The organism is Nocardia sp. 149-1B, assembly GCF_057747975.1.
The window spans coordinates 2,396,559-2,410,660 of sequence record NZ_CM173233.1 but is presented as its reverse complement, the minus strand read 5'-3'; the positions used below and the strand labels follow the sequence as shown (position 1 = coordinate 2,410,660).

At 72.5% G+C, this 14,102-nt stretch carries 11 protein-coding genes; 10 read left to right on the top strand and 1 reads right to left on the bottom strand.

Annotated features, from left to right (window positions below; translation table 11 throughout):
- The first annotated feature begins 1 nt into the window (after position 1).
- The 10 genes from AC3ANS_RS11560 to AC3ANS_RS11515 all read left to right on the top strand — a co-directional run bounded on the left by AC3ANS_RS11560 (position 2) and on the right by AC3ANS_RS11515 (position 12,712).
- Positions 2–841, top strand: coding sequence for a TlyA family RNA methyltransferase (locus tag AC3ANS_RS11560; protein WP_488296299.1), 840 nt, complete (start codon positions 2–4; stop codon positions 839–841).
- Positions 838–1,803 (top strand): NAD kinase, encoded by a 966-nt coding sequence (locus AC3ANS_RS11555; RefSeq protein ID WP_488296298.1) that lies wholly within the window; start codon positions 838–840, stop codon positions 1,801–1,803. Before AC3ANS_RS11560 ends, AC3ANS_RS11555 begins: the two co-directional genes overlap by 4 nt.
- Entirely contained in the window at positions 1,796–3,547 is a 1,752-nt protein-coding gene (gene recN, locus AC3ANS_RS11550) for a DNA repair protein RecN (protein ID WP_488296297.1), read from the top strand. Before AC3ANS_RS11555 ends, recN begins: the two co-directional genes overlap by 8 nt.
- A gap of 79 nt (positions 3,548–3,626) precedes the next feature.
- Positions 3,627–4,799 carry a putative cytokinetic ring protein SteA gene (steA, locus tag AC3ANS_RS11545; protein WP_488296296.1) on the top strand — a complete coding sequence of 391 codons (1,173 nt, stop codon included), beginning with the start codon at positions 3,627–3,629 and terminating at the stop codon, positions 4,797–4,799.
- Positions 4,796–5,662 carry a copper transporter gene (locus AC3ANS_RS11540; protein ID WP_488296295.1) on the top strand — a complete coding sequence of 289 codons (867 nt, stop codon included), beginning with the start codon at positions 4,796–4,798 and terminating at the stop codon, positions 5,660–5,662. Before steA ends, AC3ANS_RS11540 begins: the two co-directional genes overlap by 4 nt.
- 11 nt (positions 5,663–5,673) lie before the next feature.
- On the top strand, positions 5,674–7,383 hold the full coding sequence (gene pyrG, locus AC3ANS_RS11535) for a CTP synthase (RefSeq protein ID WP_488296294.1): 1,710 nt from the start codon (positions 5,674–5,676) through the stop codon (positions 7,381–7,383).
- Between the two features lie 8 nt (positions 7,384–7,391).
- Positions 7,392–7,982 (top strand): NUDIX domain-containing protein, encoded by a 591-nt coding sequence (locus tag AC3ANS_RS11530; RefSeq protein WP_488296293.1) that lies wholly within the window; start codon positions 7,392–7,394, stop codon positions 7,980–7,982.
- 60 nt (positions 7,983–8,042) lie between these two features.
- Entirely contained in the window at positions 8,043–9,158 is a 1,116-nt protein-coding gene (gene ald / locus AC3ANS_RS11525; RefSeq protein ID WP_488296292.1) for an alanine dehydrogenase, read from the top strand.
- A complete protein-coding gene (gene xerD / locus AC3ANS_RS11520) occupies positions 9,155–10,135 on the top strand; it encodes a site-specific tyrosine recombinase XerD (protein WP_488296291.1) in 981 nt (326 codons plus the stop codon). The genes ald and xerD overlap by 4 nt, the downstream gene beginning before the upstream one ends.
- Positions 10,136–10,192: 57 nt before the next feature.
- A complete protein-coding gene (locus AC3ANS_RS11515; protein ID WP_488296290.1) occupies positions 10,193–12,712 on the top strand; it encodes a DEAD/DEAH box helicase in 2,520 nt (839 codons plus the stop codon).
- Position 12,713: 1 nt separating this feature from the next.
- On the opposite strand, the gene AC3ANS_RS11510 is transcribed toward AC3ANS_RS11515, so the two are convergent.
- On the bottom strand, positions 12,714–14,093 hold the full coding sequence (locus AC3ANS_RS11510; protein WP_488296289.1) for a glycoside hydrolase family 26 protein: 1,380 nt from the start codon (positions 14,091–14,093) through the stop codon (positions 12,714–12,716).
- Between the last annotated feature and the right edge of the window lie 9 nt (positions 14,094–14,102).

Sequence of the window (14,102 nt, the reverse complement as noted above, 5' to 3'; positions counted from 1 at the left end):
CGTGCCGCCGCGCCGTCTGCGTCTCGACGCCGAGCTGGTCCGTCGCGGGCTGGCTCGCTCTCGCGACCACGCCAGCGAGCTCATCGACCTGCGTCGGGTCAAGGTCTCCGGCACGGTGGCGACCAAGGCCGCCACGGGGGTCACGACGGACGTCGCGATCGTGGTGGTCGACGACCCCGACCGCCCTGACTACGTGTCCCGGGGTGGGCACAAGCTCGCCGGTGCGCTGGCGGTCTTCGAGCCCGCGGGCCTGGTGGTCGCCGGGCGCCGGTGCCTCGACGCCGGCGCGTCGACCGGTGGGTTCACCGACGTGCTGCTCCGGCACGGGGCAGCCGAGGTGGTCGCGGTCGACGTCGGCTACGGGCAGCTGGCGTGGCGACTCCAGCAGGACGAGCGCGTGGCTGTGCACGACCGGGTCAACGTGCGCGAGATCGTGCCCGAGACCATCAACGGTGGGGTCGACCTCGTCGTCGGCGACCTGTCCTTCATCTCCCTCGCGCTGGTGCTCGACGCGCTCATCGGCGTCACCGAGCCCGACGGGGACCTCGCGCTGATGGTCAAGCCCCAGTTCGAGGTCGGCAAGGACCGGGTCGGCAAGGGCGGTGTCGTGCGCGACCCCGCCTTGCGTGCCGAGGCCGTGGCGGGCGTCGCCGCCGCCGCGGCCGCGCGCGGCTGGGGCGCCCGGATGGTGGCGACCAGTCCGCTGCCCGGCCCCTCAGGCAACGTCGAGTTCTTCCTCTGGCTGCGGCGAGGCCCGGCGGAGCTGGACGAGGAGGCCATCCACACCCTGGTCCGCGCCGCGGCACCGTTGGGGGTACCGGGTGAGAGGGTGGACCCGTGACCGCCGCCGCACCATCGCAGACCCGACGCGTCCTGCTGCTCGCGCACACCGGGCGCGGGGACGCGCGTGACGTCGCCTGCGCGTTCGTCAAGGCGCTCACCATGCACGGGCTGCTGGTGCGCGTCATGGCCAACGAGGCCGTCGAGCTCGGCCTCGACACCGCCGCGGACGGCATCGAGGTCGTCAGCGAAGGCGATCCGAGCGCCGGATGCGAGCTCGTGGTCGTCGTGGGCGGGGACGGCACGATCCTGCGCGCCGCCGAGGTGACCCACGACTCCGGTGCCCCCGTGCTGGGCATCAACCTGGGCCACGTCGGGTTCCTGGCCGAGGCCGAGTACGACGACCTCGAGTCCACGATCGAGGCCGTGGTGCGACGGCGCTACACCGCCGAGGACCGGCTCACCCTCGATGTGAGCGTCATGCTCGACGGTGAGGTGCTCAACCGCACCTGGGCGCTCAACGAGGCGAGTGTGGAGAAGGCATCCCGCGAGCGGATGCTCGAGGTGGTCGTCGAGGTCGATGGACGGCCGTTGTCCCGCTGGGGGTGCGACGGGGTCGTGTGCGCCACGCCGACCGGGTCCACGGCCTACAACTTCAGTGCCGGAGGCCCCATCGTGTGGCCCGGCGTCGAGGCCTTGCTGATGGTCCCGATCAGTGCGCACGCGCTGTTCGCGCGACCGCTGGTGGTCGCGCCCACGTCCGTTCTGGCTGTCGAGGTGCTGGCCCGCACCAACGGTGCCGGGGTGCTCTGGTGCGACGGCCGCCGGACCGTGGACCTCCCTCCAGGCGCCCGGATCGAGGTGCGTCGCGGCGCCCAGCCCGTCCGGCTGGTCCGGCTCCACGAGGCACCGTTCACCGACCGCCTGGTCGCGAAGTTCGGGTTGCCGGTCGAGGGCTGGCGAGGATCGGCCGAGCGCAGGCTCCGGACACCCGGGGAGACGGGAGCAGACCCCCGTGCTTGAGGAGATCCGGATCACCTCGCTCGGGGTGATCGAGTCCTCGACCCTGGAGCTGGGGCCCGGCCTGACGGTGATCACCGGCGAGACCGGGGCGGGCAAGACGATGATCGTGACGGCGCTCGGCCTGCTCCTGGGCGGGCGCGCCGACAGCGGTGCGGTGCGCACGGGCGCCAAGAACGCCCGCGTCGAGGGTGTGGTCCGGGTCGGGGGGCTCGCCGCGTTCGCCACGGCGGTCGACGAGGCCGGGGGAGAGGTCGAGGAAGACCGGGTCGTGCTCGCGCGCAACGTCTCAGCGGAGGGACGCTCGCGTGCCTATGTCGGTGGTGCCTCGGTGCCCGCGTCCACGCTCGCCGAGCTCGCCGAGCCGCTGGTCGCCGTCCACGGGCAGTCCGACCAGCACCGGCTGCTGCGGGCCCGCGCCCAGCGTGAGGCGCTCGACCGCTTCGGCGGTGACTCCGTGGCCGGGCTGCTGACGACGTACGCCGACCTGCACCGGCGGCTCGAGGCCACCGAGCGCGAGCTCGACGAGGTCGTCGCCACCGCCCGGGAGCGGGCCCAGGAGGCGGACCTGCTCCGCTTCGGACTCGGCGAGATCGAGGCGGTGGCCCCGGAGCCGGGTGAGGACGCCGCGCTGGCTGCTGAGGAGTCGCGTCTCGGCTACTCCGACACGCTCCGCACGGCGGCTGAGCAGGCCCGCGAGGCCCTGTCGAGCGAGCAGGGTGATCCCGACGCGCTCGCGACCACCTCGGCTGCGCGCACGCTCCTGGACGGCGTGCGTGAGCACGATGGCGAGGCCGGCGAGCTCGCGGACCGGCTCAGCGAGATCACCTACCTGCTCTCCGACCTGGCCGCCGATGTCGCGTCGTACGCCTCCCGGATCGACACCGACCCCGCCCGCCTGGCCGTGGTCTCCGAGCGGCGCGCGGCGCTCACCGCCCTGACCCGCAAGTACGGCGACACCATCGACGAGGTGCTCGCCTGGTCCGAGCGGTCCGCGACCCGCCTGTTGGACCTCGACCACACCGACGAACGCATCGAGGCCCTGCGCTCCGAGCAGATCCAGCTCCGCCGCGAGCTGGGGGCGGCCGCGACGGCGCTGTCGGCCGCCCGGTCGGAGGCCGCGGCCCGGCTGGCCGAGGAGGTCACCGCCGAGCTCGCCCTGCTGGCCATGCCGCACGCACGGCTCACCGTGGACGTCCGGCAGCACGAGGTCGACGAGCCGGCCGCGAGCACCCACGGGCCGCTTCAGGTGGACGGGCGCTGGCTGCGCTACACCGCGTCCGGCGTGGACGAGGTGGAGCTGTTGCTCGCCGCCAACACCGGCTCGGAACCGCGACCGCTGGGCAAGGGCGCGTCGGGAGGTGAGCTCTCGCGGGTGATGCTCGCCCTCGAGGTCGCCCTCGCCGGCACCAGCCCGGTGCCCACCTTCGTGTTCGATGAGGTCGACGCCGGTGTCGGCGGCGCCGCGGCCGTCGAGGTGGGCCGCCGGTTGGCCGAGCTCGCCCGCAGCGCCCAGGTCCTGGTGGTCACCCACCTGCCGCAGGTCGCGGCGTACGCCGACCGCCACGTGGTGGTCGAGAAGTCCTCCGACGGCACCGTCACCAGCTCCGGGCTCACCGTCCTCGACGAGGAGCACCGCGAGCGGGAGCTCTCCCGGATGCTCGCCGGGCTGGCCGACTCCGAGTCCGCGCTCGCCCACGCACGAGAGCTCCTCGACGTCGCCCAGGAGGCACGCACCAGCCGCTGAGTGACCCAGGCCACCCGACGCGCCCGGAGCACGCTGGTCCGCCAACCGCCGGTCACCGGCTGGCAGCATGGACGCGGTCATGAGACTGCCCGTACGCCCTCGTCCCGCCCTCGACGACCCCGGAGTCGTGGGCACCGCCCGCGTCGATCGCCGTACCCCCGCTCTGCTGTCGCGTCTGCGGCCGGGGGACATCGCCGTGCTCGACCACGCCGACCTGGACCGCTCGACCGCGCAGGCGCTCGTCGACGCGGGTGTCGCTGCCGTCGTCAACGCCGCACCGATGGTCTCCGGGCGCTACCCATGCCTGGGGCCCGCCCTGCTGGTGGCGGCGGGGGTCCCGCTGGTCGACGGCATCGGTGCTGCCGGACTGTCCTCGATCCCCGACGGGTTCGAGGTCCGGGTCCACGAGGGCACGGTGCTGGTCGAGGGCCGACCGGCCGCCGTGGGACGCGCGGCGAACCCGGACACGATCGCGGCCGAGCTGGACGCTGCTCGAGACGGCCTCCCGACCCAGCTGCAGACGTTCACCCACAACACCACGGAGTTCCTGCGCCGCGAGCAGGACCTGCTGCTCCACGGGCTGGGCGTGCCCCGGCTGTCGACGCGGGTCGCCGGCCGTCCGGTCGTCGTGGTCGTCGCGAGCCACGACGTCGAGCGGGAGCTGCGCCTGGTGCGCCCCTTCGTGCGCGAGCAGCATCCGGTGCTGATCGGGGTCGGCCGGGGTGCCGAGGCCCTGCGCGAGGCCGGCCTGCGTGCCGACGTGGTGGTCGTCGACGCCGGCGCCGGCGACGCGGAGACCCCCGCCGCCAAGACGCTGAAGGCCGCGCGCGACGTGGTCGTGCGCACCGACCGGGGCGCCGGGCGGGGAGCCGTCGAGCAGCTCGAGCGGCTCGGGCTGCGACCGCTGCGCTTCGAGTCCGGTGCGACCCCCGAGGACGCTGCCCTCCTCCTGGCCCACTCCGCCGACGCGGCGATGATCGTCGGGGTCGGCATGCACGCGACGCTCGAGGACTTCCTGGACCGGTCGCGATCCGGGCTGGCGAGCACCTACCTGACCCGCCTCAAGGTGGGCCCCCGCCTCGTGGACGCGACCGCCGTACCCCTCCTCTACGCCGGGCGCGTGCGCCCCTGGCACCTGTTCCTGGTCATGCTGTCCGGGCTCGTCGCCCTCGGAGCCGCGGTCGGCGTCACGCCGGTGGGGCACGAGTGGGCACACACCCTGACCGACACCCTGCAAGGACTTCTCCCGTGATCTCCTACCGGCACCACATCGTCTCCCTCGTCTCCGTGTTCTTGGCCCTGGCCGTCGGCGTGGCCCTCGGGGGCGGTCCTCTCAGTGAGCTGGGCCGCGACGACCGGCCGGCATCGGCCACGACCCAGCGGCAGCGCACGGAGGCGCAGGGCACGTCGTACGGCGACGAGTTCGCCGCGGCGAGTGGTGCCGCGCTGTACGACGGCCGGTTGAAGGGCCACCCGGTCTCGCTGGTCACGCTGCCGGGTGCCTCGGGCGAGGTCGTGAGCGCGCTCGGGGCGGAGGTGGAGGCCGCGGGTGGCGAGGTCGCGGGCACCTACGACGTGCTGCCCGCGCTGACCGACCCGCAGGAGAAGTCACTGGTCGACACGCTCGGCAGCCAGCTGATGACGCAGCTGGGCTCGGGAGCCGTGAGCGCGGACGCCTCGACGTACGTCCGTCTCGGCCAGCTCGTGGGCCTCGCGACCGCGGAGACCGATCTGCCCGGCGCCGACGCGCTCTCGGTGCGGCAGAGCCTCGCCGGTGGGGAGCTGCTCACCTCGCCGGACGGCGCAGTGCGCGCTCCGCTGGTGCTGGTCGTGCTCGGCACGACCGTCAACCCCGCGATCCTGTCGGGCCTGCTCTCCGGGCTGGCGGCGAAGGCGACCGGTGTGGTCGTCGCTGGGGACACCGGGTCCGCGAGCGGTTCGGGTGATCTCGCCGCGCTGCGCTCGGAGCCGGTCGCCGACGAGGTCGCGACCGTCGACGGGGCCGACGCCCCGCTCGGTCAGGTGACCACCGTGCTGGCCCTGATCCGGTCGATCTCGGTCCAGGGTGGCTCTTTCGGAGCGTCGGGGTCGGACGGAGCGGTTCCTCTGACGTAGGATCGAACTCCGTGAACCAGGCGACGCCCACCAAGCACGTATTCGTTACCGGAGGCGTCGCCTCCTCGCTCGGGAAGGGCCTGACGGCATCCAGCCTCGGCAGCCTTCTGCGATCGCGTGGTCTGCGCGTCACGATGCAGAAGCTCGACCCCTACCTCAACGTCGACCCCGGGACGATGAACCCGTTCCAGCACGGCGAGGTGTTCGTCACCAACGACGGCGCCGAGACCGACCTCGACATCGGGCACTACGAGCGGTTCCTCGACACCGACCTGAGCCAGATCGCGAACGTCACCACGGGCCAGGTCTACTCCAGCGTGATCGCCAAGGAGCGTCGCGGCGACTACCTGGGCGACACCGTCCAGGTGATCCCGCACATCACCAACGAGATCAAGGACCGCATCCTCGCGATGGGGCAGACCCAGGTCGACGGGCAGCGGGTCGACGTGGTGATCACCGAGGTCGGCGGCACCGTGGGCGACATCGAGTCGCTGCCGTTCCTCGAGGCGGCCCGGCAGGTGCGCCACGACATCGGTCGCGACAACTGCTTCTTCCTCCACGTCTCCCTGGTGCCCTACATCGGACCGTCGGGTGAGCTGAAGACCAAGCCCACCCAGCACTCCGTGGCCGCGCTGCGCCAGGTCGGCATCCAGCCCGACGCGGTGGTGTGCCGTGCCGATCGAGAGCTGCCGCCGTCGATCAAGAAGAAGATCTCGCTGATGTGCGACGTCGACCAGGAGGCCGTGGTCACCGCGGCCGACGCGCCGTCGATCTACGACATCCCCAAGGTTCTGCACCGCGAGGGCCTCGACGCCTACCTCGTACGCCGGCTCGACCTGCCGTTCCGCGACGTCGACTGGACCGTCTGGGACGACCTGCTCCGCCGTGTGCACCACCCGAAGGAGGAGGTCACGGTCGCGCTGGTCGGCAAGTACGTCGACCTCCCGGACGCCTACCTGTCGGTCGCCGAGGCGCTGCGGGCCGGTGGCTTCGCGCACGAGGCGAAGGTCCAGCTGCGCTGGATCGCCTCCGACGAGTGCCAGACCCCCGCGGGGGCGGCCCGCAACCTCCAGGACGTCGACGCGATCTGCGTCCCGGGTGGGTTCGGCGTCCGCGGCATCGAGGGCAAGCTCGGTGCGCTCACCTATGCGCGCACCCACGGGATCCCGACCCTGGGGCTCTGCCTGGGCCTGCAGTGCATGGTCATCGAGTACTCCCGCAGCGTGCTGGGCCTGGAGAAGGCCGGCTCGACCGAGTTCGACCCCGACACCCCGGAGCCGGTGATCGCCACGATGGCCGAGCAGAAGGCGTACGTCGAGGGCGCCGGCGACCTGGGCGGCACCATGCGTCTGGGCCTCTACCCGGCCGCGCTCAAGGAGGGCTCGATCACCCGGGAGGCCTACGGGAGCGCGCTCATCGAGGAGCGGCACCGGCACCGCTACGAGGTCAACAACGGCTACCGCGGTCAGCTCGAGGAGGCCGGGCTCGTGTTCTCCGGCACCTCCCCGGACAACAACCTCGTCGAGTTCGTCGAGCTCCCGCGCGACGTGCACCCCTACTACGTCGCCACCCAGGCCCACCCCGAGCTGCGCTCGCGGCCGACCCGCCCGCACCCGCTGTTCGCGGGCCTGGTGGGCGCGGCGCTGGCGCGGCAGCGTGAGCTGCGGTTCCCGATCGACGAGTCCGGGCTGCGTCGTGAGCCCGAGGTCGACGAGGACTGACGACCGCCATGGCGCCCGAGCTCGCGGACCGGCCTGAGCAGTGGCCGGTGCAGGACAGCAGCTACCCGTACGACGGGGGCGGGTGGGTCGTGAAGGTCCGCGCGGACCGACTGCGGCGACCTGGCCACCCCGAGGAGGAGCCGTTCACCCGACTGGTGATCGAGCACCCGGGCGCTGCCATCGTGCTGGCGATCGACGACCAGGAGCGGGTGCTGTGCCTGTGGCAGTACCGGCACGCGGTGGGGAGCGCGCTGGTGCAGCTGCCGGCGGGGCTCTGCGACGTCCCGGGCGAGGACGCGGCGGAGGTCGCCCGCCGCGAGCTGGCCGAGGAGGCAGGGCTGGAGGCGTCGGACTGGACGCACCTGGCCTCGACGTACTCCTCACCCGGCTTCTCCTCCGAGCAGAGCCACTTCTACCTGGCCCGCGGGCTGCGCGAGGTCGGGCGCGGTGACTTCACCCCCGAGCACGAGGAGGCCGAGATGGAGCTCGGCTGGGTGCCGTTCGACGAGCTGCACGCGGCCGTGGCGTCCGGACGACTCGCCGACGCGCACCTCGTCTCGGCCGTGCTTCTCGCCAAGGCGAGGGGTCTGGCCGGATAGTCTCGCCCGTGGCCGCCACACCGTCGTGACGGTCTGACCCGAGCAGGAGGAAGTGCGCGCATGAAGGTCGGCGTCCCCAAGGAAGTCAAGAACCACGAGTACCGGGTGGCGATCACGCCGATCGGCGTGCACGAGCTCACCGCCCACGGTCACCAGGTGTTCATCCAGCAGGGCGCGGGGGAGGGCTCCTCGATCCACGACGAGGAGTACGTCGCCGCCGGCGCACAGATCGTTCCCGACGCGGACGCCGCCTGGGGCGAGGGCGAGATGGTGCTCAAGGTGAAGGAGCCCGTCGCCGAGGAGTACCACCGCCTCCGCGAGGACCTCACGCTGTTCACGTACCTGCACCTGGCCGCGGACAAGCCGCTCACCGAGAAGCTGCTCGAGACCAGGGTGACCGGCATCGCCTACGAGACGGTGCAGCTGCCCTCGGGCGGGCTGCCGCTGCTGTACCCGATGTCCGAGGTCGCGGGCTGCCTCGCGCCCCAGGTCGGCGCCCACTCGCTGTTGAAGGCCCAGGGCGGCCGCGGCGTGCTGATGGGTGGAGTCGGCGGCGTCGCCAACGCCAAGGTCGTGATCATCGGCGCCGGTGTCTCCGGCCAGAACGCCGCCAACATCGCGCTGGGCATGGGCGCCGACGTCACACTCCTCGACACCGACCTGGACAAGCTGCGGATGTCGTTCTGGCGCTACAACAACCGGGTGCACGGGCTCGCCTCCTCCAAGCTCGCGATCGAGCAGCAGGTCATGGAGGCCGACATGGTGATCGGCGCCGTGCTGATCCCCGGCGCAGCCGCACCCAAGCTGGTCAGCAACGACCTGGTCTCGCGGATGAAGCCGGGCTCGGTGCTCGTCGACATCGCGGTCGACCAGGGTGGCTGCTTCGAGGACACCCACGCGACCACGCACGCGGACCCGACGTACCAGGTGCACAACTCGACGTTCTACTGCGTGGCGAACATGCCGGGAGCGGTGCCGAACACCTCGACGTACGCGCTCACCAACGCGACGTTGCCGTACGTCGTCGCGCTGGCCGACAAGGGCTGGCGCCAGGCGAGCCGCGACGACCACAGCCTGGCCCTGGGCCTCAACACGCACGCCGGCCGGCTGACCAACGCACCTGTGGGCGAGGCGGTGGGGATCGCGGTCGACCCGCTGGACGCCGTCCTGGCGTGAGCGAGGCCCCGGCGGCCACGACATCGCCTGTCGCGGCCGCGCCCGCCGCTGTCGTCCCCACCGAGATCGGGAGGGCGGTCCGCACCTACCTCGACCACCTCTCGGTCGAGCGGGGGCTGGCGAAGAACACGCTCACGTCGTACCGGCGCGACCTGCGGCGCTACCAGGAGTACCTCGCGGTGAGCGGCGTCGAACGGCTCGAGGCCGTCACCGAGGCCACGGTCTCGGCGTTTCTCGTGCGGTTGCGCGAGGGAGACGCGGACCATCCGGCGCTGAGCTCGACCTCGGCGGCGCGGACGGTGGTGGCGGTGCGGGGGTTCCACAAGTTCGCGGTGGCCGACGGGCTCGCGACGAGCGACCCGGCCGGCGGGGTGAAGCCGCCGACCCCGGCGAAACGGCTGCCCAAGGCGCTCCCGCTCGCCGACGTCGAGGCGATCCTCGAGGCGGCCGGGGCATCCGGCACCACGCTCGCGCTGCGCGACCGGGCTCTGTTGGAGGTGCTCTACGGCACGGGCGCGCGCATCTCGGAGGCCGTGGGCCTCGACGTGGACGACCTCGACATGACCGACGGCACCGTGCTGCTGCGCGGCAAGGGGGGCAAGGAGCGGATCGTGCCGGTCGGCTCGTTCGCCCGCGAGGCGGTGGACGCCTACCTCGTGCGCGGTCGCCCGGAGCTGGTCGCGGCGGGGAAGGGCACGCCGGCGCTGTTCCTCAACGCCCGAGGCGGGCGCCTCTCGCGGCAGTCCGCGTGGTCGGTGCTCGTCAAGGCGGCGGAGCGGGCCGGGGTCACCAAGGACGTGTCCCCGCACACGATGCGGCACTCGTTCGCCACCCACCTGCTCGACGGCGGTGCCGACGTGCGCGTCGTCCAGGAGCTGCTCGGGCATGCGTCGGTGACCACTACCCAGATCTACACGCTGGTGACCGTGGAGAACCTGCGCGAGGTCTTCGCGACCGCCCATCCCCGGGCGCGCTGAGCGCGCCGACGGGTGAGCGAGGACCGGGGCGGACCGGGCATCGGGAAGGATGGGGGTGTGGCGGACCTCCTCGACGACATCACGGCAGCCGCCGCCGAGCGCGGGCTGACGCTCTACCCGCACCAGGAGGAGGCGATCCTGGCGGTGCTGGCCGGCGACAACGTCGTGCTGGCCACCCCCACGGGGTCGGGCAAGTCGTTGGTCGCCGCGGCCGCCCATCGCGCCGCGCTGGCCGAGGACCGGGTCTCGTTCTACACCGCCCCGATCAAGGCGCTGGTCAGCGAGAAGTTCTTCGCGCTGGTGGAGGAGTTCGGTGCCGAAGACGTCGGGATGCTCACCGGCGACGCGTCGGTCAACGCGGAGGCACCGATCATCTGCTGCACCGCCGAGGTGCTGGCGAACATCGCCCTGCGCGAGGGGACGAGCGCCGACGTCGGCCTGGTGGTGATGGACGAGTTCCACTTCTACGCCGAGCCCGACCGCGGCTGGGCGTGGCAGGTCCCGCTGCTCGAGCTGCCCCAGGCGCAGTTCGTGCTGATGTCGGCGACGCTGGGGGACATGTCCGAGCTCGCCGCGGACCTGACCCGGCGCAACGGGCGCGAGACCACGGTGGTCGACGACGCCGTACGCCCGGTGCCGTTGACGTTCAGCTGGGTGATGACGCCGTTGTCCGACACGCTCGAGGAGCTGGTCACCACCGGGCAAGGGCCGGTGTACGTCGTGCACTTCACCCAGAAGGACGCCGTCGAGCAGGCGACGGCGCTGCTCAACGCGGGCTGGGCGGCTGCGCCCCGCGACCAGCGCGACGAGCTGGCCGAGCGGCTCGCCGGCATCCGGTTCGGGGCGGGGTTCGGCAAGACCCTCTCGAAGCTGTTGCGACGCGGGATCGGCGTCCACCACGCCGGCATGCTGCCGCGGTACCGGCGCCTGGTCGAGCAGCTCGCCCAGGCGGGCCTGCTGCGCGTGATCTGCGGCACCGACACGCTCGGGGTGGGCATCAACGTGCCCATCCGCACCGTGCTGTTCACCGGCCTGGCCAAGTTCGACGGCAGCCGCCAGCGGATCCTGCGCACGCGGGAGTTCCTGCAGATCGCCGGCCGGGCCGGACGCGCCGGCTTCGACACCGCCGGGTACGTCGTGGTCCAGGCACCCGAGCACGTGATCGAGAACGAGAAGGCCAAGGCGAAGGTCGCGGCCCGCCAGGCCGCGGGGAAGAAGAACTCCAAGGCGCAGCTGCGCAAGCCGCCCGAGGGCACCGTGGTGTGGAGCGAGCAGACCTTCGACAAGCTGGTCGCTGGCGAGCCCGAGCCGTTGGTGTCGCGGATGAAGGTCGACAACGCGATGCTCGTCAACGTCCTCGCACGTGAGGAGGACGCCTTCCCGGTGCTCCGCCGGCTGCTGACGGACAACCACGAGGACCACCGCCAGCAGCTCCGCCTCGCGCGGCGTGCAGTGCGCCTGGCTCGGTCGCTGCTGCGGTCCGGGACACTGACCCGGCTCGACGAGCCGGACGAGTTCGGCCGCCGCTACGTGCTCACGGTCGACCTGCCGGCCGACTTCGCGCTCAACCAGCCGCTCGCGCACTTCGCGCTGGCCGCCCTCGACGTGCTGGACCCCGAGACGGAGACCTACACGCTCGACATCGTCTCGGTGGTGGAGGCTGTCCTCGAGGGGCCGCGCCAGATCCTCTTCCAGCAGCAGCACGTGGCCCGGGGCGAGGCGGTCGCGGAGATGAAGGCCGACGGGCTGGAGTACGACGAGCGGATGGCGTTGCTCGAGGACATCACCTGGCCGCAGCCGCTCGCGGAGCTGCTGGAGGCGACGTACGAGATCTATCGCGAGCGGCACCCCTGGCTCCGCGAGGACGCCCTCCAGCCCAAGTCGATCGTGCGCGAGATGTACGAGCAGGGGATGACCTTCACCGACTTCGTCGGCCGCTACCAGCTGGCCCGGTCCGAGGGCCTGGTGCTGCGCTACCTCAGCGACGCCTACCGGACGCTGCGACAGACCGTCCCCGACCAGCACCGGACGCCGGAGCTGGACGACCTCGCGGAGTGGCTGGGGGAGACCATCCGACAGACCGACTCCTCGCTGCTCGACGAGTGGGAAGCGCTTGCGGACCCCACGCACGTCCGCTCCGACGTGGCTCACCACGAGCCGCCGCCTCCGCCGCGGCCGATCTCGAAGCAGGACCGCGCCTTCCGGGTGATGATCCGCAACGCGATGTTCCGACGGGTCGAGCTGGTCGCGCGCGACGACCTCGATGCGCTGATGGGGATGGAGCGCGCCGCCGCCGACCGCACCGACCCGCCCCGGGAGGTCGTGATGACCCGGTCAGCCTGGGACGCGGCGATCGAGGACTACTACGCCGAGCACGACCGGGTGCTGCTGGACTCCGACGCCCGTGGACCGGATCTGCTGCAGGTCGCGCAGGCCGGGCGGACCTGGCGGGTCACCCAGACCCTCCACGACCCCGAGGGCAACCACGACTGGGTGATCGAGGCCGAGGTCGACCTCGACGCCTCCGACGAGGCCGGCGAGCTGGTGCTGCAGACCACGGCGATGCGGTCGTTGTGAGTCAGCGCACGTAGCAGAGCGCGGTGGGACAGGAGTCCAGCCACCGCAGGCCGCCGGTCAGCGAGCCGATCTGCTTCTTGCCCTCGCCGTCGTCGAACCAGAGCATCGCCCACGCAGGACGAGGCGCGAGCGAATGCGCGACGCGGGAGACGACCGCCGGGTTCCAGGCGCCGGTCGGGCTCTGCGCGGGGCCGACCTCGGTCAGCGCCATCCGCTTCACCTTGCGGGCAACTGCGGCGTACCCGGTCACGTCGAGGCGGTCCCGCGGGTCTGCCTGGGCGCCCTCGGGGTCGTAGCTGTCGACACCCGCGAGGTCGACGTGGAGCGGCAGCAGGGTCTCGGGCGCGCGGACCCCGGACCAGGTCCGGGCCGCGAACGAGTAGGCCCAGACCACGTTGTGCACCCCGGCCGCCCAGGCACGCTGCTGCATCATCGACCACAGCCGCCGGTACGTCGTCGGGTCGGGCCGGCCCCACCAGAACCAGCTGCCGTTGGCCTCGTGGAAGGGGCGCAGGACCACGGCCACACCGGCGTCCTGAAAGCGCCGCAGCAGGTCGAGCTTGGTGTCGAAGTCAGCCCAGAACCGGGCGCCCTCGGGGGTGGTCGTGCTCAGCAGGGAGTCCAACGACGTCCAGCTGCGGTCCCACGACGAGCTCGCCGAGTGCGGGTTCAGGGCGTGCCACGACGCGGAGAGGACCGCCCCCTGCTGCGCGAGGCCCGCCAGGGTGTCCAGCGGAGGCTGAGGGAACTGGTAGGTCTCACCTTCCGCGAGCTCCTGCAGGTCGAAGCCGACGACCGACACGCGCCGGTCGCCGAGCGCCGACAGCGGGGCGAGGTAGTCCTGGTTGGAGACGTTGAGCTGTTGCCCGACGCCCATCAGGCCGGCCGCCCGCCAGCGATCGAGCCGGGCGGCCAGGCAACGCGCCGCCTCGGTGGGGGCGGGGTCGACGAGAGCTGGCGTGGGTCTGCAGGAGCCCGGCGTGTAGACCTTCAGCGTCACCTGCGCCGAGCGGACCGCGGGGAGCGTCGCAGTGGCGTCCGCGACGACCTGCAGCGTCTGCGAGCCGGGGCTCGTGGTGTCCAGGGGCACGACGGCCAGGCCCGCGGCATTGCCGGTGCCCGTGGCGACCGACGTCCAGCCGGCGTTCCCGAGCCGCAGCACCGTGAACGTCCGCCCGCCCTGGGCGGGGGAGAGCTGTGCCACCACCGAGCTCGGCTCCCCGGTCGTGACGACGGGCGGGGCGAGGCGCACCCCCAGCGTGGTCCGCACCCGGTCGAGCGGTGTGGGGCGCGCAGAGGCAGGGGTCGCCCCGGATGCGATCATCAGTCCCCCCGCGAGCGACCCCGCCAGCAGGGCCAGGACGGCCGCTCGTGGGCGCACACCAGCAGT